This is a genomic window from Pradoshia sp. Z6_59 (assembly GCF_058267515.1).
Genome location: NZ_JBZCPP010000027.1, coordinates 1 through 21052, shown reverse-complemented (window position 1 = coordinate 21052; position 21052 = coordinate 1). Strand labels below are relative to the sequence as shown.

General features: G+C 39.1%; 24 protein-coding genes, 1 rRNA gene and 2 other annotated features. All 25 genes read right to left on the bottom strand.

Features of this window, described 5'->3' with window-relative positions; all coding sequences use genetic code 11:
- Positions 1-117 precede the first annotated feature (117 nt).
- Positions 118-726 carry a class I SAM-dependent methyltransferase gene (locus AC4D4B_RS18410; protein ID WP_491000745.1) on the bottom strand — a complete coding sequence of 203 codons (609 nt, stop codon included), beginning with the start codon at positions 724-726 and terminating at the stop codon, positions 118-120.
- Positions 727-853: 127 nt separating this feature from the next.
- Positions 854-1216: a 50S ribosomal protein L7/L12 gene (gene rplL, locus AC4D4B_RS18405; protein ID WP_066103019.1), complete on the bottom strand. Its 363-nt coding sequence runs from the start codon at positions 1214-1216 to the stop codon at positions 854-856.
- 60 nt (positions 1217-1276) lie between these two features.
- Complete coding sequence (gene rplJ, locus AC4D4B_RS18400) at positions 1277-1783, bottom strand: 50S ribosomal protein L10 (protein ID WP_066103022.1); 507 nt, start codon at positions 1781-1783, stop codon at positions 1277-1279.
- 30 nt (positions 1784-1813) lie between these two features.
- Positions 1814-1959: a sequence feature (ribosomal protein L10 leader region), on the bottom strand.
- Between the two features lie 61 nt (positions 1960-2020).
- Positions 2021-2710 (bottom strand): 50S ribosomal protein L1, encoded by a 690-nt coding sequence (gene rplA / locus AC4D4B_RS18395; protein WP_066103025.1) that lies wholly within the window; start codon positions 2708-2710, stop codon positions 2021-2023.
- 93 nt (positions 2711-2803) lie between these two features.
- Entirely contained in the window at positions 2804-3229 is a 426-nt protein-coding gene (rplK, locus tag AC4D4B_RS18390) for a 50S ribosomal protein L11 (RefSeq protein ID WP_066103028.1), read from the bottom strand.
- A gap of 178 nt (positions 3230-3407) precedes the next feature.
- Entirely contained in the window at positions 3408-3941 is a 534-nt protein-coding gene (gene nusG / locus AC4D4B_RS18385) for a transcription termination/antitermination protein NusG (protein ID WP_066103031.1), read from the bottom strand.
- A gap of 219 nt (positions 3942-4160) precedes the next feature.
- Positions 4161-4343: a preprotein translocase subunit SecE gene (gene secE, locus AC4D4B_RS18380; RefSeq protein ID WP_490997168.1), complete on the bottom strand. Its 183-nt coding sequence runs from the start codon at positions 4341-4343 to the stop codon at positions 4161-4163.
- A gap of 43 nt (positions 4344-4386) precedes the next feature.
- Positions 4387-4539, bottom strand: a complete 153-nt coding sequence (gene rpmG / locus AC4D4B_RS18375) for a 50S ribosomal protein L33 (protein ID WP_077248002.1) — start codon at positions 4537-4539, stop codon at positions 4387-4389.
- 104 nt (positions 4540-4643) lie between these two features.
- Entirely contained in the window at positions 4644-5261 is a 618-nt protein-coding gene (sigH, locus tag AC4D4B_RS18370; RefSeq protein WP_066103081.1) for an RNA polymerase sporulation sigma factor SigH, read from the bottom strand.
- Between the two features lie 90 nt (positions 5262-5351).
- Complete coding sequence (locus tag AC4D4B_RS18365; protein WP_066103038.1) at positions 5352-5864, bottom strand: NYN domain-containing protein; 513 nt, start codon at positions 5862-5864, stop codon at positions 5352-5354.
- 2 nt (positions 5865-5866) lie between these two features.
- Complete coding sequence (gene rlmB / locus AC4D4B_RS18360) at positions 5867-6610, bottom strand: 23S rRNA (guanosine(2251)-2'-O)-methyltransferase RlmB (protein WP_066103041.1); 744 nt, start codon at positions 6608-6610, stop codon at positions 5867-5869.
- Positions 6607-7026, bottom strand: a complete 420-nt coding sequence (locus tag AC4D4B_RS18355; RefSeq protein WP_490997167.1) for a Mini-ribonuclease 3 — start codon at positions 7024-7026, stop codon at positions 6607-6609. Before AC4D4B_RS18355 ends, rlmB begins: the two co-directional genes overlap by 4 nt.
- Before the next feature lie 5 nt (positions 7027-7031).
- On the bottom strand, positions 7032-8429 hold the full coding sequence (gene cysS / locus AC4D4B_RS18350) for a cysteine--tRNA ligase (RefSeq protein WP_490997166.1): 1398 nt from the start codon (positions 8427-8429) through the stop codon (positions 7032-7034).
- Positions 8410-9075 (bottom strand): serine O-acetyltransferase, encoded by a 666-nt coding sequence (gene cysE, locus AC4D4B_RS18345; RefSeq protein ID WP_490997165.1) that lies wholly within the window; start codon positions 9073-9075, stop codon positions 8410-8412. The genes cysS and cysE overlap by 20 nt, the downstream gene beginning before the upstream one ends.
- Positions 9076-9241: 166 nt before the next feature.
- Positions 9242-9482: a binding site (T-box leader), on the bottom strand.
- Positions 9483-9524: 42 nt separating this feature from the next.
- The gene (gene gltX / locus AC4D4B_RS18340) at positions 9525-10982 is read right to left on the bottom strand and encodes a glutamate--tRNA ligase (RefSeq protein WP_490997164.1); all 1458 of its coding nucleotides are present in this window, start codon (positions 10980-10982) and stop codon (positions 9525-9527) included.
- 80 nt (positions 10983-11062) lie between these two features.
- Positions 11063-11539, bottom strand: coding sequence for a 2-C-methyl-D-erythritol 2,4-cyclodiphosphate synthase (gene ispF / locus AC4D4B_RS18335; protein ID WP_490997163.1), 477 nt, complete (start codon positions 11537-11539; stop codon positions 11063-11065).
- Positions 11532-12233: a 2-C-methyl-D-erythritol 4-phosphate cytidylyltransferase gene (gene ispD, locus AC4D4B_RS18330; RefSeq protein ID WP_490997162.1), complete on the bottom strand. Its 702-nt coding sequence runs from the start codon at positions 12231-12233 to the stop codon at positions 11532-11534. The genes ispF and ispD overlap by 8 nt, the downstream gene beginning before the upstream one ends.
- A 32-nt stretch (positions 12234-12265) precedes the next feature.
- Positions 12266-13360 (bottom strand): PIN/TRAM domain-containing protein, encoded by a 1095-nt coding sequence (locus AC4D4B_RS18325; RefSeq protein ID WP_490997161.1) that lies wholly within the window; start codon positions 13358-13360, stop codon positions 12266-12268.
- A 191-nt stretch (positions 13361-13551) separates the two neighbouring features.
- On the bottom strand, positions 13552-14622 hold the full coding sequence (disA, locus tag AC4D4B_RS18320; protein WP_490997160.1) for a DNA integrity scanning diadenylate cyclase DisA: 1071 nt from the start codon (positions 14620-14622) through the stop codon (positions 13552-13554).
- A gap of 4 nt (positions 14623-14626) precedes the next feature.
- Positions 14627-16006, bottom strand: coding sequence for a DNA repair protein RadA (gene radA, locus AC4D4B_RS18315; RefSeq protein ID WP_490997159.1), 1380 nt, complete (start codon positions 16004-16006; stop codon positions 14627-14629).
- A 169-nt stretch (positions 16007-16175) separates the two neighbouring features.
- Positions 16176-18617, bottom strand: coding sequence for an ATP-dependent protease ATP-binding subunit ClpC (gene clpC / locus AC4D4B_RS18310; protein WP_491000744.1), 2442 nt, complete (start codon positions 18615-18617; stop codon positions 16176-16178).
- A 12-nt stretch (positions 18618-18629) separates the two neighbouring features.
- Complete coding sequence (gene mcsB / locus AC4D4B_RS18305; RefSeq protein ID WP_491000743.1) at positions 18630-19709, bottom strand: protein-arginine kinase McsB; 1080 nt, start codon at positions 19707-19709, stop codon at positions 18630-18632.
- Positions 19706-20239: a protein-arginine kinase activator protein McsA gene (mcsA, locus tag AC4D4B_RS18300; protein ID WP_490997311.1), complete on the bottom strand. Its 534-nt coding sequence runs from the start codon at positions 20237-20239 to the stop codon at positions 19706-19708. Before mcsA ends, mcsB begins: the two co-directional genes overlap by 4 nt.
- A 24-nt stretch (positions 20240-20263) precedes the next feature.
- Complete coding sequence (locus AC4D4B_RS18295; protein WP_066103078.1) at positions 20264-20725, bottom strand: CtsR family transcriptional regulator; 462 nt, start codon at positions 20723-20725, stop codon at positions 20264-20266.
- A gap of 251 nt (positions 20726-20976) precedes the next feature.
- Positions 20977-21052 (bottom strand): 5S ribosomal RNA (gene rrf / locus AC4D4B_RS18290); the annotation flags it as partial.

The window sequence follows — 21052 nt, the reverse complement described above, 5'->3', positions numbered from 1 at the left end:
ATTTTTTCCATATTTTCCAGAACATATACACATTTATTTGTTTCTTTACCAAAATGTGCAGGGTGTCCCAAATTATATATATGCATTTTTTAATATTAACATAGGCATATTGTCAAGTCAAACTTTTTTAGACTTCAAAATATAGTACCCTTTTTTCTTTATAATGACCTCGACGTTTCCAAAAACATCTTCCATTTTAGCCATTGCGGATGGAGCTCCCTGTTTCTTTTGAATGACAATCCACAACTCGCCGCCATCCTGTAAAACACTCTTACTTCTTTCAAGTATTTCATGTACCACTTTTTTTCCGGCTCTGATGGGCGGGTTCGAAACAACCGCTGCAAACTCAGTTTCCGTAACATTTTGATAAACAGTACTCTCATAAATCTTAACATTTTTGATCTCATTGATTCGAGCATTTTCCCCTGACAAATGGAGAGCTCTTTCATTCACATCTACCATATGAATTGTTCTGTCAGAAAAAGAATCAGCCAAAGATAAACCTATCGGGCCATAACCGCAGCCGACATCAATGATTGGCTGTTTGCCGGAAGCCTCAGGTTCCACGAAGGCCTCTATTAACAATCTTGAACCAAAATCAACCTCACGTTTAGAAAAAACACCAGCATCTGTTTTAAAACGAAATGTCTTCCCTCTTAAAGTATAGCTCCATTCATCAGGATTACTATCAACCTGAGGATTGCGGGAATAATAATGATCTGACAACCCAGATCCCTCCTGACCAATTGCATTTCGGATCGTTTTAACGAAAACCTAAATTCCAACTTTTATTTCTAAAGTCAGAAAAAGCCCGCTGTATTTGCAGCGAGCCTTTTCATATGAGTGTGTAAAATTACTTAACTTCTACACCAGCGCCAACTTCTTCAAGTTTAGCTTTGATTTCTTCAGCTTCGTCTTTAGAAACGCCTTCTTTGATAGCTTTAGGAGTGTTATCAACAACTTCTTTAGCTTCTTTAAGACCAAGGCCAGTGATTTCACGTACTACTTTGATAACTTTGATTTTTTGATCTCCAGCGCTAGCTAGAACAACATCAAATTCAGTTTTTTCAGCTGCAGCTTCTCCGCCAGCAGCACCAACCATAGCTACAGGAGCAGCTGCAGTTACGCCAAATTCTTCTTCAATTGCTTTTACAAGATCGTTAAGTTCTAAAACAGTCATATTTTTAACTGCTTCAATGATTTGTTCTTTAGTCATTATAAGTTCCTCCTTAGTTTTTAATAAATCGTTGTATACGTATTTCTAATCAAGAAGCAATTAAGCTCCTTGTTCTTCTTTTTGTTCTGCCACTGCTTTTGTAGCAAGTGCCAAGTTGCGGATAGGTGCTTGAAGCACGCTGAGCAACATAGAAAGCAAACCTTCGCGAGATGGAAGTTCTGCAAGAGCTTTAACTTCTTCAACAGTTGCAACGTTTCCTTCGATTACACCTGCTTTAATTTCTAGAGCTTCGTGTTTTTTAGCGAAGTCGTTCAAGATTTTAGCCGGAGCTACAACGTCCTCAGTACTGAATGCAATCGCATTTGGTCCAGTAAGAGCTTCGTTAAGGTCAGAAAGTTCAACTTGATCAGCAGCACGGCGAGTCATGGAGTTTTTGTAAACTTTGAACTCGATGCCAGCTTCACGTAATTGTTTACGAAGTTCTGTAACTTCAGCAACGTTTAAACCACGGTAGTCAACAACAACTGTGGATACACTGTCTTTCAGTTTACCAGCGATTTCATCAACAATTTGTTTCTTTGCATTAACATTATTCGCATTGCTCATATTAACACCTCCTGTAGAATGTTACCATTCACACCCGTAAAAAAACCTCCATATCATGACAGACATGGAGGTACGATGATAGTCCGAACAAAATAGTTCTATTATGATCGAATACCTCGGCAGGAAATTAAGCTTTAACCAGCACCTGCTGTCTATGGCATAAATGTTAAATTTATTTATAACAACATTTGTAATTATATTAAATAAATACCCTGTTGTCAAATTTTATTTTTTAGCTTAGAAAGAAGAAGGATCTACCTTGATTCCAGGTCCCATAGTTGTAGTCACTGCTACATTCTTCATGTAAGTTCCTTTAGCTGCTGCTGGCTTCGCTTTTTGAAGAGTTTCAAAAATTGTAGTGAAGTTTTCAACTAGCTTGCTATCTTCAAAGGAAACTTTTCCGATAGGAACATGAATGTTACCTGCTTTATCAACGCGGTATTCTACTTTACCAGCTTTGATTTCATTGATTGCTTTTTCAACATCAAATGTAACAGTTCCTGTTTTAGGGTTTGGCATTAAACCTTTAGGTCCTAATACACGACCTAATTTACCAACTTCACCCATCATATCAGGTGTTGCTACGATAACATCAAAGTCAAACCAACCTTGTTGGATTTTGTTGATGTAGTCAGTATCTCCAACATAATCAGCACCTGCAGCTTCAGCTTCTTTAAGCTTTTCACCTTTAGCAAATACTAATACACGTTGTGTTTTACCAGTACCGTTTGGAAGTACAACCGCTCCACGGATTTGTTGATCAGCTTTCTTAGGATCAACTCCAAGACGGAATGCTACTTCTACAGTTGCATCAAATTTAGTGAAGCTTGTTTTCTTCGCTAATTCAATTGCTTCTGTTACGGAATAAGCTTTTGTACGATCGATAAGCTGAATAGCTTCAGCGTATTTTTTAGTTTTCTTAGCCATTATTATATCCTCCTAATATTGTGGTTTTAACGGAATTGACCTCCCACGAAAAAGGTTGCGAAGTACCGTACATTCGCAACCTCCATACAACAATTAGTCTTCGATGACAATTCCCATACTGCGTGCAGTACCTTCTACCATACGCATAGCTGATTCAACACTTGCTGCATTTAAGTCAGGCATTTTGGATTCAGCGATTTCACGTACTTTGTCACGCTTAACTGTTGCCACTTTATTACGGTTTGGTTCACCAGAACCAGACTCAATTCCTGCTGCTTTCTTAAGAAGAACAGCCGCTGGAGGAGTTTTTGTAATAAAAGTGAAAGAACGGTCTTCAAATACTGTGATTTCAACAGGAATGATTAGACCTGCTTGTTCTGCTGTACGAGCATTAAACTCTTTACAGAAACCCATGATGTTAACACCTGCTTGACCCAATGCTGGACCAACCGGTGGAGCTGGATTAGCTTTAGCTGCAGGAATCTGCAATTTCACGATTTTAATTACTTTTTTAGCCACGAGACACACCTCCTTATCGTCCGTGATGTGGTAATTGGGCTTTGCCCTCCCACTCAAATATACAATCATTCTTTATTTCACTCATAAAGAATTTACCATTAGTTCAGGTCTCTGTCTTGAGACATACTGACCCTAGAAATATTATCACTTTTTAATATGAAAGGCAAGTTTTTCAGGATTATAATTTTTCCACCTGGTCAAAATCCAATTCAACCGGGGTATCGCGGCCAAACATATTAACAAGAACTTTCAGTTTACCCTTAGCCTTGTCCAACTCTTCTATTGTACCAGCAAATTCAGCGAAAGGACCTTCCTTAACTTTAACTGAATCACCAATAAACAAATCGATTTCAATTCTTTTTTCGTCCATACCCATTCTTTTCAGAATCACTGCTGCTTCTTCAGGCATTAAAGCAACCGGCTTGGAGCCTGATCCAGTTGAACCTACAAACCCAGTTACGCCTGGTGTATTGCGGACAACATACCAAGAATCGTCTGTCATAACAATTTCCACGAGTACATATCCTGGAAATACTTTTTTCTTAACTACTTTCTTTTTACCATTTTTGAAATCAGTCTCTTCTTCTTCCGGAACAATGACACGGAAGATTTTATCTTGCATACCCATTGATTCTACACGTTTTTCTAAGTTTGCTTTAACTTTATTTTCATATCCGGAATACGTATGAACAACATACCAATTTTTCTCCATATTCTATTAGGACTAAACGTCCTTCCCTCCTTGCAAACAGTGATATTCAAATATATCTTGTCAGCTGTTATTTTTTAATTTTTGCGCAAATTTTAAATCCAGCAGATTAATGCTCTGTATCGAATCTATTTTTTAGACAAATTAAAAAACCCGTTTCCGGGCTTTCAAGTCTTTTCTTATGCTAGTTTTCATTATACCATGTTTTATGTCGTTTATTCACTATTTAAGAATGACACGAATAAGTTCGGATAGCCCTAGATCAACAACCGCAAAAAACACTGCCATAATGATGACCGTTGATAATACAGTTATCGTATAGGTTGTAAGCTCTTTTTTCTTAGGCCAGCTTACCTTTTTCATTTCTCGAGAAACGCCTCGGAAGAATTCTAGAATGCGTCGCATTAATTTGAAACCTCCAGCCAATACAGTTTTACAATCCTAGTCATTAGATTGTTTGTTTATGAGGTGTGTGCGTATTACAAGTTTTACAAAATTTATTAAGCTCCAGCCGCACCTTTTCTTGGTTAGACTGGTTATGATTCGTTGAATAATTCCTTGAACCGCATTTTGTACATGCGATGATAACTTTTTTATTCATAAAATGCACCTTTATCTTAATTAAGAAGTCCACTACAAATTTATCATGTAGGAAATTGTCTGTCAATAAGCGGGGTAAAGATATAACCCTATGAATATACTAAATTAACGGACTTCTAGATACCTCTCCAATTTACGCTTCACTCTTTGCAATGCATTATCAATTGATTTGACATGCCTATCCAATTCCTCTGATATCTCTTGATAGGATTGTCCATCTAAGTACAGAGACAGGACTTTTCGTTCCAGATCACTTAGCAGCTCGCTCATTTTAAGCTCAATATAATCAAATTCTTCTTGATTAATAATTAATTCCTCTGGATCCATGACTTTAACACCTGTTATAACATCCATCAATGTACGATCTGATTCTTCATCATAGATAGGCTTGTCCAAAGAAACATAGGAATTGAGCGGTATATGTTTCTGCCTTGTCGCAGTTTTAATAGCCGTAATAATTTGCCTGGTAATACAAAGCTCGGCAAACGCTTTAAAGGATGTAAGCTTGTCCTCCTTATAATCTCGGATAGCTTTGAATAAACCAATCATACCTTCCTGTACAATATCTTCTTTATCTGCACCTATTAAAAAATAAGTTCTCGCTTTAGCCCTTACAAAGTTTCTGTATTTGTGGATCAAAAAATCCAGGGCCCCGCTGTCCCCTTGATGAACCCGGTCGACTAGCAGTTCATCTTCCATATGACCATAATCATCATCCAGCATTACCCCGATAGAAATTGCCACACCGATCCCTCCGTAAGATACCAAAGATAGCAATATTATACAGTAAGCGTTTTTATAGCGTCAATGCCCTCACAGATTTCCTCTTCTCCATTTTTCGAACATTTCCGACACTTCTCGACTTAACGGGATCCTTGATACAGGCTGTTCATCCTTTGTTTGCACGACCTTTTTTTCAATCTCTTTTTCTACATATTCCATCTCCTGCAACAGTTCACGGGCAGATTTCCGATAAGCCCCCTGCGCAAAGATGGTTCGCTGCTCCGTGTAATCTGATGTCGCAACATACACACGAGTATTTATTTTTATTAATTTAGAAGCCAGCCTTTCGATACATTCATCAGCTGTTTCATTTTCCTTTGTAAAAATAACATCAACTTTTGAATTTCTATACTTTTTCTCCATTCCCTGTACGAAGTAAGCATCAAATACTATTATGACCCGGTGTCCGGAAAAACCTTGAAACTCAGCCATCATTTCAATTAAACGGTCTCTAGCGGCAGCAAGGTCCTGATCGCGCAGCTTGCGCAAATCAGGCCATGCTCCTATGATATTATAGCCATCTACCACCAGTATGGTTTCCATCTTTATCCCTCTAGCGGATATCGCTTTCGATATACTTCATACATCAGCAAGCTGGCCGCCACACTTGCATTGAGAGAGGTAACATGCCCCACCATTGGCAAGTGATATAAGAAATCGCATTTTTCTTTAATTACTCGGCTGATTCCTTTCCCTTCACTACCAATCACAATTCCAAGAGGCATCGTTCCATCCATCAACCGATAATCCTGGCTTCCCTTCGCATCTGTACCAGCAATCCATACACCGCGTTCCTTTAAATCTTCTATCGTGCGTGATAAATTCGTTACGCGTGCAACCGGGATATGTTCAATTGCCCCAGTCGATGATTTAGCAACTGTAGCTGTTAACCCAACCGCTCTCCGCTTCGGAATAATGATACCATGAACACCGGATGCATCAGCTGTCCTTAAGATAGAACCCAGATTGTGCGGATCCTCTAATTCATCAAGCAATAGAATGAACGGGTCTTCCTGTCTCGATTCCGCCAGCTTAAACATGTCATCAATTTCTGCATATTGATAGGCAGCCACCTGAGCAATAACTCCTTGGTGATTCCCCTCAATCATTTGATCCAGTTTTTTCTTTGGTGCTGTTTGTATCATAATCTTATTTTCTTTTGCAACCGCGATTACCTGCTGAATCTGCCCTTTCGTGGCTCCTTCTGCAATCCAAATCTTATGGATATCGCGTTTTGACCGCAATGCTTCCAAGACGGTATTACGTCCCATAATTAAATCATCGCTCATCTCTGCACTTCACTCCTCTCTTTAAATTGAATCGCCAACTCTATAATTTCATCAAGACGTTCCTGATTCTTGTTCCCATATAGATAACCAATTAATGCTTCAAAAGCTGTACTGTATCGATATGTTTGCACATCTGTATTTTTGGGGATTGTGCCTGACTTAGCATTCCTCCCTCGGCGTATAACAGCTTCTTCCTCTTCGGTCAGAAGATGCTCGTTTAATAAATAATGTACAACTGCACTCTGTGATTTGGCAGATACATACTTAGTCGCTTCTTTATGAAGCCTGTTTGGTTTTACTTGTCCAATAGATAGCAGATGATGGCGGATATATACTTCATATACCGCATCTCCAATATAGGCCAGGGCCAAACTTCCCAAAGCCGTTACATCTAATTTCTTTAAGTCCTCAAGCATTCTTTTTATCCCCGTTTCCAGCGTGTACCTTGGGCAGTATCTTCCAAAATAATATTCATTGCTTTTAGCTCATCTCTAATCTCGTCAGAGCGAGTAAAGTTACGTTCTTTTCTTGCCCGATTACGTTCTTCAATTAATTTTTCTACCATAGCATCAAGCGATTGTTCAACTTCAAGCTGAATACCCAGTACATCAAATAAAATGCGAAACTCATTCAAAAATGCTTCAATAACCGCATCAGAGGTCACTTTTTCCAACAGATAATAATTACCTTGCCTTGATAATTCAAACAATACCGAAATAGCATTTGCAGTATTGAAATCATCATCCATTGCTTCTTCAAACATTCCATGCAATTCTCCGATTTTCTCGAACCATTCCGCATCGTTATGAGTAATATTCGTGCTTGCCGTTTGGCGGTGTTTTAAGTTTTCGTAAGTAGTTCGCAAGCGGTCCAATGAAATCTTCGTGGACTCTAATAACTCTTCACTGTAATTAATTGGATTTCTGTAATGGACGGACAGGATAAAGAATCTTAATACTGCCGGATCATGATGCTTAATAATATCATGTACCATTACAAAATTACCGAGAGATTTAGACATTTTTTCATTATCAATATTAATATAGCCATTATGCATCCAATAATTTGCGAATGGCTTTTCGGTTAAAGCTTCTGTCTGTGCAATTTCATTTTCATGGTGAGGGAATGCTAAATCCTGACCTCCAGCATGAATATCAATCGTATCACCTAAGTATTTTTTAGCCATCGCAGAGCATTCGATATGCCAACCCGGTCTTCCTTTGCCCCATGGGCTATCCCAAGAAATTTCACCATCTTTAGCCGCTTTCCACAAAGTGAAATCAAGTGCATCCTGCTTCCGTTCATCTACTTCTATTCTCGCGCCTACCCGCAGCTCATCTATGGACTGGTGCGAAAGCTTTCCATAATCTTTAAAATCTCTTGTACGGTAGTACACATCCCCACTGGATTCATAAGCCATTCCTTTATCTATTAGAGCCTGAATAAATTCAATGATTAAATCCATGTTTTCCATTACCCTTGGATGCACATCCGCCTTTTTGCATCCAAGTGCCCCTACATCCTCAAAATAAGCTTTAATAAACCGGTCAGCTGTAGCCGGTACTTCTTCTCCCAGTTCACGAGCTGCTTTGATTAACTTATCATCCACATCTGTAAAATTAGAAACAAATTTTACATCATAGCCTTTATATTGTAAGTAATTGCGGACCGTATCAAATACGATCGCCGGCCTTGCATTCCCTATATGAATATAGTTGTATACAGTCGGACCGCATACATACATCTTAACCTTTCCCTCTTCAATTGGCTGAAAGGTTTCCTTTTTTCTTGTCAGTGTATTATAAATTTGAACGCTCACGTTTATTTAACTCCTTTCGCAATTCCATTAACTCTTTCTTTAATATATCAATTTCCTGTTCCATTCGATTGCAATGATCTTCTACAGGGTCAGGAAGGTCCCGATGATTTAAATCTTGTTTTAATCGTACGCCGTCTTTGATAACTACCTTACCGGGAATGCCGACTACCGTTGAGTTGGCAGGGACATTTTTTAAAACCACTGAACCCGCTCCAACCTTCGAGTTTTCCCCTATGACGATGGAGCCGAGCACTTTAGCCCCCGTTGCAATCAATACATTATCCTCAATTGTTGGATGACGTTTGCCTGACTCTTTACCTGTACCTCCAAGTGTAACCCCCTGGTATACAGTCACATTATCACCAATCTCGCAAGTTTCTCCAATAACGACACCCATGCCATGATCAATAAAAAAGCGCCTGCCGATTGTCGCTCCCGGATGTATCTCTATACCGGTTAAAAATCGGCTAAACTGGGAAATGACCCTGGCAATAAATTTGAAATTTCTCTTATAAAAAAAATGAGCAATTCGATGATTCCAGATAGCATGTAAACCTGAATATGTCAGGATGATTTCAATTGTCGATCTTGCTGCAGGATCCTGTTCAAATATAACATCTATATCTTCTTTTAACCGTTTCCACATGATGTTACCCCTCCTTAAACGCATAAAAGCAAAAACATTCTCTATCTAGAGATGTACTTTACGAAAGATGGGAACACGGTAACTTCCTCCCTAAAGATCGTATAATAAACATCCTGTTTCTATACCACCGGCCATTTTTTGCATAAAAAAAGCGCCCTGTCCAAAAGACAGAGACGCTTATAAGCGCGGTTCCACTCTGTTTGAGCTTAAGTATCGAGCTCCAACTTTCCCCTTTATAACGACAATGGGTATGCCGCCTTCCTCTACTGACCTTATTATCAGACGTTCAAAGAAGGGCTCAGGGGTGCATTCAGATTAAGAGAGGTTATAACCATTTCCAGCCAATGATGGTTATTCTCTAATAAACATCTTCTTTAATCCTACTTATCCCCATTCATCACTTTAAGTATAAATGTTTAATTATACTATATTATATTACAGTTAAAATGTTAACGTAAAAGTTCTTCTATTTGAGAAATCACTCGATCACGGCCGAAAAGCTCGATTGCTTTTGGCAGATCAGGACCATGAGCTTGTCCAGTAACCGCTACACGGATAGGCATAAATAATTTTTTGCCTTTATGACCTGTTTCTTTTTGCACTCGTTTAATTGCTGCCTTAATCTCACTGTCAACAAATTCAGGCATACTCTTTACTTCTTCAAGGAAGGCCTTCAATACCTCAGGAACCTGTTCTTCCCCCAGTATTTCCTTCGCTTCATCATTATAAACAATCTCTTTCTTAAAGAAGATGTTTGATAGGTCCACGATTTCTGCTCCGTAGCTCATTTGATCCTGATATAAAGCTATAAGCTTTTGTACCCAATGATGTTCTTCCTCAGACATTTCAGTTGGTACAAGACCCGCTTCCTGTAAATGAGGCAACGCCAATTCAAGCACTCGTTCCGTATCAACCTTTTTCATGTATTGATTATTCATCCACGTAAGCTTTTGTTTATCAAACAAAGCTGGTGATTTAGATAATCGGTCTGCATCAAAGATTGAAATAAACTCTTCCTTCGAGAAGATTTCTTCTTCGCCGCTTGGAGACCATCCCAAAAGCGCAATAAAATTAAATAGAGCCTCAGGCAAATAGCCAAGTTCTTCATATTGCTCGATAAACTGGATAATAGATTCATCACGCTTACTTAATTTTTTACGGCTTTCATTTACAATCAATGTCATATGGCCAAAAACAGGGGGCTCCCATCCAAAGGCTTCATAGACCATCAGTTGCTTAGGTGTATTGGTAATATGGTCATCTCCACGAAGTACATGAGATATTTCCATCAAATGGTCATCAATTGCTACTGCAAAGTTATACGTAGGAATTCCATCTTTTTTGATAATGACAAAGTCTCCGATGCCATCAGATTCAAACGACACATCACCTTTAACCATATCATTGAATGTATATACTTTACCTTTTGGAACAACAAAGCGAATGCTTGGTTTTCTGCCTTCTGCTTCGAGCCTTGCATGGTCTTCTTCTGTCAGATGGCGACATTTACCCGAATAAGCCGGAGTTTCATTACGTTCCATCTGTTCCGCACGTTCTTGTTCTAGTTCTTCTTCTGTGCAATAGCATTTATAAGCCATATCTCTTTTAATAAGATCACGATAATATTCCTCATAAATATGAGTACGTTCAGATTGGCGATAAGGTCCATATGCACCTGGTACATCGACACTTTCATCCCAATCCATGCCCAGCCATTTCAAATACTTTAATTGGCTTTCTTCTCCACCGGCAATATTTCTTTTTTGGTCTGTATCTTCAATCCTTATAACAAAGCTGCCACCCTGGCTGCGTGCAAATAAATAGTTAAATAAAGCTGTTCTGGCATTACCGATATGAAGATGTCCAGTCGGACTTGGAGCGTACCGAACACGTATACTGCTAGTCATTAGTATTTCCTCCCAAATGATAAAGTACCTAAGTAGGATTCATTTTACCACTATTTTAATCTTGTTTAAAACCACCAGTTTTATTCTTTTATTAAAAGAACCGTAGCTTGAGCCGCTATACCCTCACCTCTGCCCGGAAATCCGAGCTTTTCAGTTGTAGTAGCTTTTACGTTTACTTGTTCCATGTCACCTTCAAGTAGACCGGCGATCACTTCACGCATTTGGTCAATATAAGGGCGCATTTTTGGCCGCTCTGCAATAATTGTGCAATCAATATTGCCCAGTTTATATCCCTTTTGCTTCACAAGTTCCCATACATGAGTTAAAAGCTTTTTAGAATCGGCATCTTTAAAAGCCGGGTCAGTATCCGGAAAATGCTTGCCGATATCTCCCTCTGCCACAGCTCCCAGACATGCATCTGCTACAGTATGAAGCAGAACATCCGCATCAGAATGTCCAAGCAATCCTTTTTCATGAGGAATTGTGATACCCCCAATAATCAGTGGTCGTCCTTCTACTAGTTGATGTACATCAAAACCTTGTCCTATTCTAAACATGGCGGTCTCCTTTTACGTTTTTCTCCAGAATCGCTTCTGCAAAATATAGATCCTCTGGTGTGGTGATTTTAATATTATCGTAATTCCCTTCTGTTATGGCTACCCTCTTCCCGATTTGCTCAACTAGACTCGCATCATCTGTTCCAAGGTAATTTGCGGCAGCCGCTGCCTCATGTGCCTCTTTTAATAGGGACACACGAAAAGCTTGCGGGGTTTGGATTGCCCACAAGCTTGATCGATCGATTGTTTTCTCTACCATAGTATCTCTGACTTGTTTAATCGTATCCTTAACAGGTACAGCTAACACGCTTGCACCGAACTCTTTTGCATCAGCAATTAAGTTCCTTAACATTGAATGATTAATAAACGGTCTGGCTCCATCATGCACGAGGACGATTTCTGCCTCGTCACTTAAGGCTTCCAACCCATTGCTGACACTATATTGCCGCTCACTGCCGCCGTTTATCAATACAACAGGAATCGGTAGTGATAATGTTTTGATCAGCCTATCAAATTCTTCTTTTTCAGCGGGATTGATTGGCAAAATAATTTGTTTACAACACTTATCAGTGCCGAACACAGACAAGGTATGTGCGATAATCGGGCTGTTTTTCAGTTCAATCCAAAGCTTATTTTTACTTGCCTTCATTCTCTTTCCTTGCCCAGCTGCAGGGATAATCACTTCATAGTCCATCTTCTACTCCTAATCATTCAAAGCTATTTCTTTTATAATGCTTTTTCCATTAATTTTGGTTTCGCAAATATCATACGTCCAGCCGAAGTCTGTAAAACGGATGTAACAATGACCTCAATCTTCTTGCCGATATAATTTCGGCCTTCTTCTACCACAATCATCGTTCCATCATCGAGATAAGCTACACCCTGATTTTGCTCTTTCCCATCTTTTATAACCTGTACGAGCATTTCTTCACCTGGAATAACAACCGGTTTAACCGCATTTGCTAAATCATTAATATTTAACACCTGGACATTTTGAAATTCACAAACTTTATTCAAATTGAAGTCATTGGTCACAACAATTCCGTCTAATACCTTGGCTAATTTGACGAGCTTACTATCTACTTCCTGTATATCTTCAAAGTCACCTTCATACATCTCGACTTCAATTGGAAGTTCTTTTTGGATTTTATTGAGGATATCCAATCCTCTTCTTCCCCTTGTTCTTTTCAAAGCATCGGAAGAATCAGCAATATGCTGCAATTCACCAAGCACAAATTGTGGGATAACAATAGGTCCTTCCAAAAAGCCAGTTTTACAAATATCTGCTATACGTCCATCGATAATCACACTTGTATCGAGAACTTTCCTTTTTATATTGGATGGAGCTGTTTCTGTATCGCCATCTTGTTCTGTACCCTTTTTCTTTGTTTTAACCGAGTTAGTCACAAGATTGGTTAGCTCATCCCGTTTTTTAAATCCTACCTGGAAGCCTAAATAACCAAATATTAACGTTAAGAGAATTGGAGCGACTGTGTTAATGATCGGTACCTGAATTGAATTCAGCGGAAGACCAATAAGGAAGGCCAATAGAAGGCCAAGTAGGAGCCCCAAACTTCCAAATATAATATCCGTGATGGGAGCAATAATTAATTGTTCTTCCACCCATTTAATGAAATGTACTACATGATCAACCATCCAGAAAGTAATGATATAAAAAATAATTGCACCTGCGAAACCAGTAAAAATAGGATTAGTAATAAATGAATTATCTGTAATTAATGAAAATAAATCTGGCAATACGATGATTCCTACGGCTCCTCCTACGATTAAGAAACACAGTTGTATAATTCTTTTTAACATTCTTTCACCTCCCATTAATAATTATAAACGAGGACTTTCATCCTTTAATAGTTTTTACCCATTAATTAACTTGATGTAAAGAAGATGTAACTACACTGTAACAAAAAGCATATATCAGCCTTTTTTATGCATTATCTATTATTATAACCTGATTATACGTCAAACAGATGTCAGGACTTCCATATTTTATCTTATAAGCTGTGCTGCCCAATTTCTGTTTTTATATGTCTCAGCCCATGGTGGATTTTTTTAGCTCTTACTTCTCCTATACCCTCTACGTCATCCAAATCCGCTACGCTTGCATTCAACAAATTAGATAGCTTCCCAAACCTCTTTACGAGATTATGAATGATACTGAAGGGCAGCCTAGGTATCTTATGAAGCGCACGATACCCACAGGGTGAGACGATTTGTTCCATCGGTACAAACCCTGTATATCCAAGTGTTTTCATAATAGCTGTGTCCTCAACAGATTCTGAATAGGATAAATCAACAAATGCCTGAAAAACCTGTTCTGGCTTAAGGCCCTCCGGATCAATAGTGTAATCCTTTAAAACAAGCATTACTTCCTGTTCCACCACATGCAGCATTTCATGTAATTGCAAACGCAGCAGCCTTCCTTCAACACCTAATTCATTCATATAAATCAAAAGCTCGGTTTTAATTCTCATAACCATTATAAGCCTCTGCATTACATATAGAATATCCGCATATGTTACCATCTCTTCAAATTCAAGCTTACTTAAATTATGAATACTTTCCTGCAAAACAGACCGATACCGTTCAAGCGTTTGCATCGCTTGATTAGCCTTTGTTAATATCACAGACAATTCTCTCAGTACGTATCGAAAGTTGCCTTGATAAAGAGTAATGATATTTCTCCGTTGAGAAATAGCTATTACCAACGCCTTCGTCTCTTTAGCAATTCTCTCGGCTGTTCGGTGTCTCATTCCGGTCTCCATTGAAGGTATCGTTTTATCCGGTACAAGATGGGCATTCGCAAGCATAATGGTCTCCACTTTCTCATTAAGGATAATGGCTCCATCCATTTTAGCTAATTCATATAGATAGCTGGGTGAAAAAGGGCAGCCGATTTTAAATCCTCCATCTACAAGGGATTTAACTTTATCGTTATATCCAACCACAATTAATCCACCCGTATTGGCACGCAAAACATTATCTAATCCCTCTCTAAAGGGGGTGCCTGGGGATACCAATTGAATGATTTGCGCCTTGGCTTTTTCTGCTGCCTTTTTATCCATTAACTTAACCCCCTAATGCATATTTTAAAGCTTCGCTTACCGAATTGACACCAATCACTTTGATTTCTGATGGAGGTCTCCAGCCGCCCAAGTTATTGGCAGGCACGATAATACGCTCAAATCCAAGCTTTGCTGCTTCCTTTACTCTTTGTTCAATACGCGATACCCTTCTAACTTCACCGGTTAATCCAACTTCACCAACAATGCAATCCGTTGCTCTAGTAGGTACATCTCTAAAGCCTGAAGCTATACTGACTATTACGGCCAAATCTACAGCAGGCTCACCCAGCTTTACTCCACCAGTGACCTTTAAATATGCATCTTGGTTTTGAAGTAAGAGACCTACTCTTTTCTCCAGCACAGCCATTAACAAAGAGACACGGTTATGGTCAATTCCTGTTGCCATCCTTCTTGGATTAGGAAAAATAGATGGAGAAATGAGGGCTTGTATCTCTACAAGTATGGGCCGTGTTCCTTCCATCGAAGCTACGACTGTTGAACCAGCTGCACCCTGAGAACGTTCTTCGAGGAATATCTCCGAAGGATTCAAAACTTCCTCCAGTCCTTCTTCCTTCATTTCAAAAATACCCATTTCATTTGTAGAACCAAATCTGTTTTTGACTGCCCTTAGAATGCGGAAAGTATGATGACGTTCCCCTTCAAAATAGAGTACAGTATCCACCATATGTTCCAATAGTCTCGGTCCGGCAATATTACCTTCTTTTGTAACATGGCCAACAATAAATATTGCAATTCCCTTTGTCTTAGCCAATCTCATTAATTCAGCTGTACATTCACGAACCTGTGATACACTGCCTGGAGCAGATGTTACATCAGGATGGAACACCGTTTGAATAGAGTCGATTATGACGAAATTAGGGTTCATTTCATTGATAGCTTGTTCAATCATCCCCATATCTGTTTCAGAATAAACATAGAGATGGTCTGAAGATACACCCAGCCTAACAGCCCTTAATTTTGTTTGCTTCACTGATTCTTCACCAGATATGTACAAAACATCATAATTATTATTCGCTAGCTGGGATGAAACTTGCAGCAATAAAGTGGATTTTCCAATTCCCGGATCTCCACCTATCAATAACAAGGATCCTGGTACAATTCCTCCACCCAAAACACGATTGAGTTCATTTGAATCTGTCAAAACGCGTGGTTCCTGCTCCGTACCTATGGAAGTAATCGATGTAGGTTTCGCCATTGATTGATCCGAATGGGTAAAAGCTGTACGTCTCTGATTTTTATTAGCTGTTATTTCAATTTCCTCTGTCATGGTATTCCATTCATTACAGCCAGGGCATTTCCCCATCCATTTCGCTGATTCGTAACCACAACTTTGGCAGATAAATTTCGTTTTCTTTTTTGCCATATTTCTTTTAATCCTCTCCGGGGAATAAATTAACTAATTATATACTTACTCTTTTATTTTACGGATTATATCGCTATTCTTATTCTTATTATTTGTCATTATAAAGTATTTATAGCTATCTGTAAGGAAAGGGCACAACCCTATGGCAGTGCCCTCAAACCACTATTTGTTACTTACCAGCTATTACTTCATCCCCTGTTTTGGCAGTAAACTCACCATCAACCACATCGATAGTAATTTTTTTACCTTTTTCAATCTTTCCTTTCAACAGTTGTTCTGATAAGAAGTCTTCAACATGTTTTTGAATAGATCTTCTCAAAGGACGTGCTCCATAATCAGGATCATAGCCTTCTTCTACAATTTTTTCTTTTGCTGCTTCCGTCAACTTAAGATTAATTTCCTGCTCAGCTAAGCGTTTGATTAACTGGTCACCCAGCAGCGTAACAATTGATTTCAAATGCTCTTTTTCCAGAGAGTGGAACACAATAATCTCATCAATTCTGTTTAGGAATTCCGGACGGAAAGCGCGTTTTAATTCTTCCATGACCTGGCCTTTCATATCTTTATAATCCTGGCCTTGATCCTGCATATTGAACCCAACATATCGATTCTTTTTCAAACTATGAGCTCCGACATTGGAAGTCATAATCAAGATTGTATTACGGAAATCTACTGTCCTGCCCTTTGAATCCGTCAGACGTCCATCTTCTAATACCTGTAACAGGATATTAAAGACATCCGGGTGCGCTTTTTCAATTTCATCAAGGAGCACTACGGAATATGGCTTACGGCGAACCTTTTCTGTCAATTGTCCGCCTTCCTCATATCCAACATACCCTGGAGGTGATCCAACAAGGCGGGATGTTGAATGTTTCTCCATATATTCAGACATATCTATTCTAATCATTGCATCTTCATCGCCAAACATTGACTCAGCCAGTGCTCTTGCCAATTCTGTTTTACCAACCCCTGTAGGGCCAAGGAAGATAAATGACCCGATTGGACGTTTAGGGTCTTTTAGTCCGGCTCTTGCTCTGCGCACAGCTTTAGATATAGCTATAACCGCTTCTTCCTGACCAATGACACGGTTATGGAGAATCTCCTCCATGTTTAGAAGCTTATCAGATTCAGTTTGCGCAAGCTTCGTAACCGGTATACCAGTCCAGCTCGATACAACGTGCGCAATATCTTCTACAGTAACTTCGCTGTTTTCTTTCCCTTGTTTCTCTTTCCAATCACGTTTTGTATTCTCAAGTTCTTCACGTAATTTTTGCTCGATATCACGCAATGATGCCGCTTTTTCAAATTCCTGACTTTGAACAGCCGCATCCTTCTCTTTTCGTGCCTCTTCCAGGCGCACTTCAAGCTCCTTTAAATTAGGCGGCGTGGTGTAGGAACGAAGTCTTACCTTGGAACCTGATTCATCGATCAGGTCAATTGCCTTATCTGGTAGGAACCGATCTGAGATATACCGATCAGATAACTTAACTGCAGCATCGATTGCTTCATCTGTGATTGATACCCTGTGATGTGCCTCATAGCGATCGCGCAAGCCTTTAAGTATTTGGATAGATTCCTCAATTGTTGGCTCATCCACCTGAATAGGCTGAAAGCGTCTTTCCAAAGCTGCATCTTTTTCAATATATTTTCGATATTCATCGAGGGTTGTAGCCCCGATACATTGCAATTCCCCTCTAGCCAATGAAGGTTTTAGAATATTGGAGGCATCAATCGCCCCTTCTGCTCCACCTGCACCAATTAAGGTATGGAGTTCATCAATAAATAGAATAATATTACCCGCAGCACGAATTTCGTCCATTACTTTTTTGAGGCGATCTTCAAATTCACCGCGATATTTCGTACCGGCAACTACTGTACCCATATCAAGCGTCATAACTCTTTTATCTCGAAGAATCTCAGGGACTTCATTATTAACGATTTGTTGGGCGAGCCCTTCTGCAATCGCTGTTTTACCGACTCCCGGTTCACCAATAAGCACAGGATTATTTTTAGTACGACGACTTAATACCTCAATAACCCGTTGTATTTCTTTATTTCGCCCTATAACTGGATCCAGGCTGCCTTCTCTGGCAATCACAGTCAGATCACGGGCAAGGCTATCTAAGGTAGGCGTGCTTGCTGCAGAAGCTGATCCTCCCTGATGAATACCTGCTTCATTGCTGCCTAAGAGCTGTAATACCTGTTGTCTTGCTTTATTTAAGCTTACACCCAGATTATTCAGAACACGGGCTGCTACACCTTCGCCTTCACGAATTAACCCTAATAAGACATGTTCAGTACCCACATAAGAATGTCCCAGCTTTCTCGCTTCATCCATAGACAATTCAATGACTTTTTTAGCACGAGGAGTATAATGAATAGTTTGTACAGTCTCAGATCCCTTACCAATCAGGTTCTCAACCTCTTCCTGAATTTTTTCAGGACTTAACCCAAGAGCATAGAGAGCTTTAGCAGCTATTCCATCCCCTTCTCTCACTAAACCAAGCAAGATATGTTCAGTGCCAATATTATTATGCCCAAGCCTAATTGCCTCTTCCTGTGCAAGTGCCAATACTTTTTGTGCTCTTTCTGTGAATCGACCAAACATCATTATGTGTTCCTCCTATTCATCTTGTGTTTTATCTTCCATCAATAATCGATCCCTGATTAAAGTAGCCCTGCGAATATCCCTGTTTTTTGAATTCAACTCTCCTCCTGCATATCGCTGAAGGAATCCAGGCTGAGTAACAATCATTAATTCATTTAATATATGTTTAGATATATTAGGAATGTAACCTAAATCAATACCTAATCTAACATCTGATAAACATTTTGCCGCTTCCTTGGATTCAATGATTCTGGCATGAGACAGTATACCAAGTGAACGGAAAACCCTATCTTCCAATTGTATGTTTGATGATTGTACTAATGTGTCCCTTGCTGCTTTTTCCTGCATAATAATCTGTTCCACTACACTGGTTAAATCATCAACGATGTCTTCCTCGGTCTTTCCGAGCGTCATTTGATTGGATATTTGGAATATATTCCCCAGTGCCTCACTGCCCTCACCATAGATACCGCGCACAACCAATCCCAATTGATTAATAGCAGATACTACTCTGTCTATCTGTCTTGTTAATACAATGCCCGGTAAATGAACCATGACAGATGCTCTTAACCCAGTTCCAACATTCGTGGGACAACTCGTTAGATATCCAATTTTTTCATCGAATGCATAGTCTAATTCACTCTCTACCCAATCATCAATTCGGCTAGCTACTTCGAGAGCCCCAGAAATTTGCAGTCCAGGGAATAGACATTGAATCCGGATATGATCTTCTTCATTAACCATTATGCTGACTTCTTCATTTTCTGAAATTAGACAGGCTCCTACATCTTTATGTTTTGCCAACAGTGGGCTTATTAAATGCTTTTCTACCAGTACTTGCTTATCTAATGGATTTAGATCTATCATTTTTACCATTTCCAAGTGTCCTAAACCTGAAAGATACTGACCGCCAATACGATCTTCAACTTTTTTTAGTAATCTTTTGGCTTCATCTTGTGAAAAAACAATCGGAAAGGCAACATTTTTTACGTTTCTGGCTAATCGGACTCTTGAGCTCAATACAATATCTGATTCTGGTCCTTCCTGGTTCATCCATGAGCTGATGGCATTTTCCATAAAGTGTTCAATTGTCATTTTTGTTCGCCCCCTTCTTGAGAGGCTTCAATTTCCTTCTCTAATGAACGAATCTGATCCCTGACTTCTGCTGCCTTCTCAAATTCCTCTGCCTCTACATAACCATTGATTTGAGCTTTTAAATCATTTATTTGCTTTCTTATATGTAAAGTTCCGCCAGCACGTTTAGGAATTTTGCCGTTATGATGAACATTCCCTCCATGCAGTTTTCTTAAAATAGATTCTAAATATGGATTGAATGTCTTATAGCACTCCGAACATCCAAATCTACCGATATTAACAAATTCACGATATGTTAACCCACAATGGGGACATGTCAGTTGATCTTCATTACTAAAGGAGGATTTAGAGTTGGTAGATTTCATACCTAATCCCATATTTAATAAACCTGCTAACAGATTATTGAATGAAAAGAAATCGCCTTTTTCATCAGCACAATATTCACAAAGGTTTACTTCCGTTTGTTTACCGTTAACGATTTTTGTAACCTTCATCGTAGCGGGTCTTTCGTTACATTCCTGACAAAGCATTGTTTTCACCCTCCCCGTAGCAACTCATTTATACCTTAATGTCATAAACATCGCCTTTAAGATTCTCGCACGCAATTCATCTCGTTCAGGTAAATCATAATGGAGTACAGAACGGTCCATTACACTCAACATGATTTTTGCTTCTCGAGAAGATATAACTTCTTCCTCAACTAATCTGCCAATCAAATCCTCAGAATTACTTTGCGAGATACGCTGTCCAACCAAATTACTGATTTGTTCAATTAAATGTGCTCTGTCATGGGACTGCACCCGCATTATACGAATATAACCCCCGCCACCCCGTTTACTTTCTACCAGATAACCTCTTTCGATCGTAAAACGTGTATTGATCACATAATTAATTTGAGAGGGAACGCATTGGAACTTATCAGCAATTTCGCTTCTTTTTATCTCTACCAATTCTTTCTCGCTTATATCGAGAACGCTCTTCAAATAATTTTCAATAATATCGGAAATATTTTTCATATAGGCTCCCCCTCTCACCGTTTTGACTTTGACTATATTTGACTATAATTATACAAAAGCATCCTCAATTTGGCAATCATTATACTTTATTCTCAGCTATTATATGTATACTGCACAATTGACTTTTTATAAAAACCAATACTTCAATTCTACCCAAATTTCCTTTTTTAAAACCCTGAAACCTTCTTATAAAAAGGATCTTTTTTCCTTAAAATACAAAAAAACCAGTTCAATTTGAACTGGTTTTGGCTGCCCGGCAACGTCCTACTCTCACAGGGACTCGCGTCCCAACTACCATCGGCGCTGAAGAGCTTAACTTCCGTGTTC

Bases quoted from the DNA above. Each gene is read 5' to 3' on its own strand.
- rplL (WP_066103019.1), bottom strand. From the start codon at position 1,216: ATGACTAAAGAACAAATCATTGAAGCAGTTAAAAATATGACTGTTTTA.
- rplJ (WP_066103022.1), bottom strand. From the start codon at position 1,783: ATGAGCAATGCGAATAATGTTAATGCAAAGAAACAAATTGTTGATGAA.
- rplA (WP_066103025.1), bottom strand. From the start codon at position 2,710: ATGGCTAAGAAAACTAAAAAATACGCTGAAGCTATTCAGCTTATCGAT.
- nusG (WP_066103031.1), bottom strand. From the start codon at position 3,941: ATGGAGAAAAATTGGTATGTTGTTCATACGTATTCCGGATATGAAAAT.
- secE (WP_490997168.1), bottom strand. From the start codon at position 4,343: ATGCGACGCATTCTAGAATTCTTCCGAGGCGTTTCTCGAGAAATGAAA.
- rpmG (WP_077248002.1), bottom strand. From the start codon at position 4,539: ATGAATAAAAAAGTTATCATCGCATGTACAAAATGCGGTTCAAGGAAT.
- sigH (WP_066103081.1), bottom strand. From the start codon at position 5,261: ATGCTGGATGATGATTATGGTCATATGGAAGATGAACTGCTAGTCGAC.
- AC4D4B_RS18365 (WP_066103038.1), bottom strand. From the start codon at position 5,864: ATGGAAACCATACTGGTGGTAGATGGCTATAATATCATAGGAGCATGG.
- rlmB (WP_066103041.1), bottom strand. From the start codon at position 6,610: ATGAGCGATGATTTAATTATGGGACGTAATACCGTCTTGGAAGCATTG.
- AC4D4B_RS18355 (WP_490997167.1), bottom strand. From the start codon at position 7,026: ATGCTTGAGGACTTAAAGAAATTAGATGTAACGGCTTTGGGAAGTTTG.
- cysE (WP_490997165.1), bottom strand. From the start codon at position 9,075: ATGTGGAAACGGTTAAAAGAAGATATAGATGTTATATTTGAACAGGAT.
- gltX (WP_490997164.1), bottom strand. From the start codon at position 10,982: ATGACTAGCAGTATACGTGTTCGGTACGCTCCAAGTCCGACTGGACAT.
- ispF (WP_490997163.1), bottom strand. From the start codon at position 11,539: ATGTTTAGAATAGGACAAGGTTTTGATGTACATCAACTAGTAGAAGGA.
- ispD (WP_490997162.1), bottom strand. From the start codon at position 12,233: ATGGACTATGAAGTGATTATCCCTGCAGCTGGGCAAGGAAAGAGAATG.
- AC4D4B_RS18325 (WP_490997161.1), bottom strand. From the start codon at position 13,360: ATGTTAAAAAGAATTATACAACTGTGTTTCTTAATCGTAGGAGGAGCC.
- disA (WP_490997160.1), bottom strand. From the start codon at position 14,622: ATGGATAAAAAGGCAGCAGAAAAAGCCAAGGCGCAAATCATTCAATTG.
- radA (WP_490997159.1), bottom strand. From the start codon at position 16,006: ATGGCAAAAAAGAAAACGAAATTTATCTGCCAAAGTTGTGGTTACGAA.
- clpC (WP_491000744.1), bottom strand. From the start codon at position 18,617: ATGATGTTTGGTCGATTCACAGAAAGAGCACAAAAAGTATTGGCACTT.
- mcsB (WP_491000743.1), bottom strand. From the start codon at position 19,709: ATGACAATTGAACACTTTATGGAAAATGCCATCAGCTCATGGATGAAC.
- mcsA (WP_490997311.1), bottom strand. From the start codon at position 20,239: ATGCTTTGTCAGGAATGTAACGAAAGACCCGCTACGATGAAGGTTACA.
- AC4D4B_RS18295 (WP_066103078.1), bottom strand. From the start codon at position 20,725: ATGAAAAATATTTCCGATATTATTGAAAATTATTTGAAGAGCGTTCTC.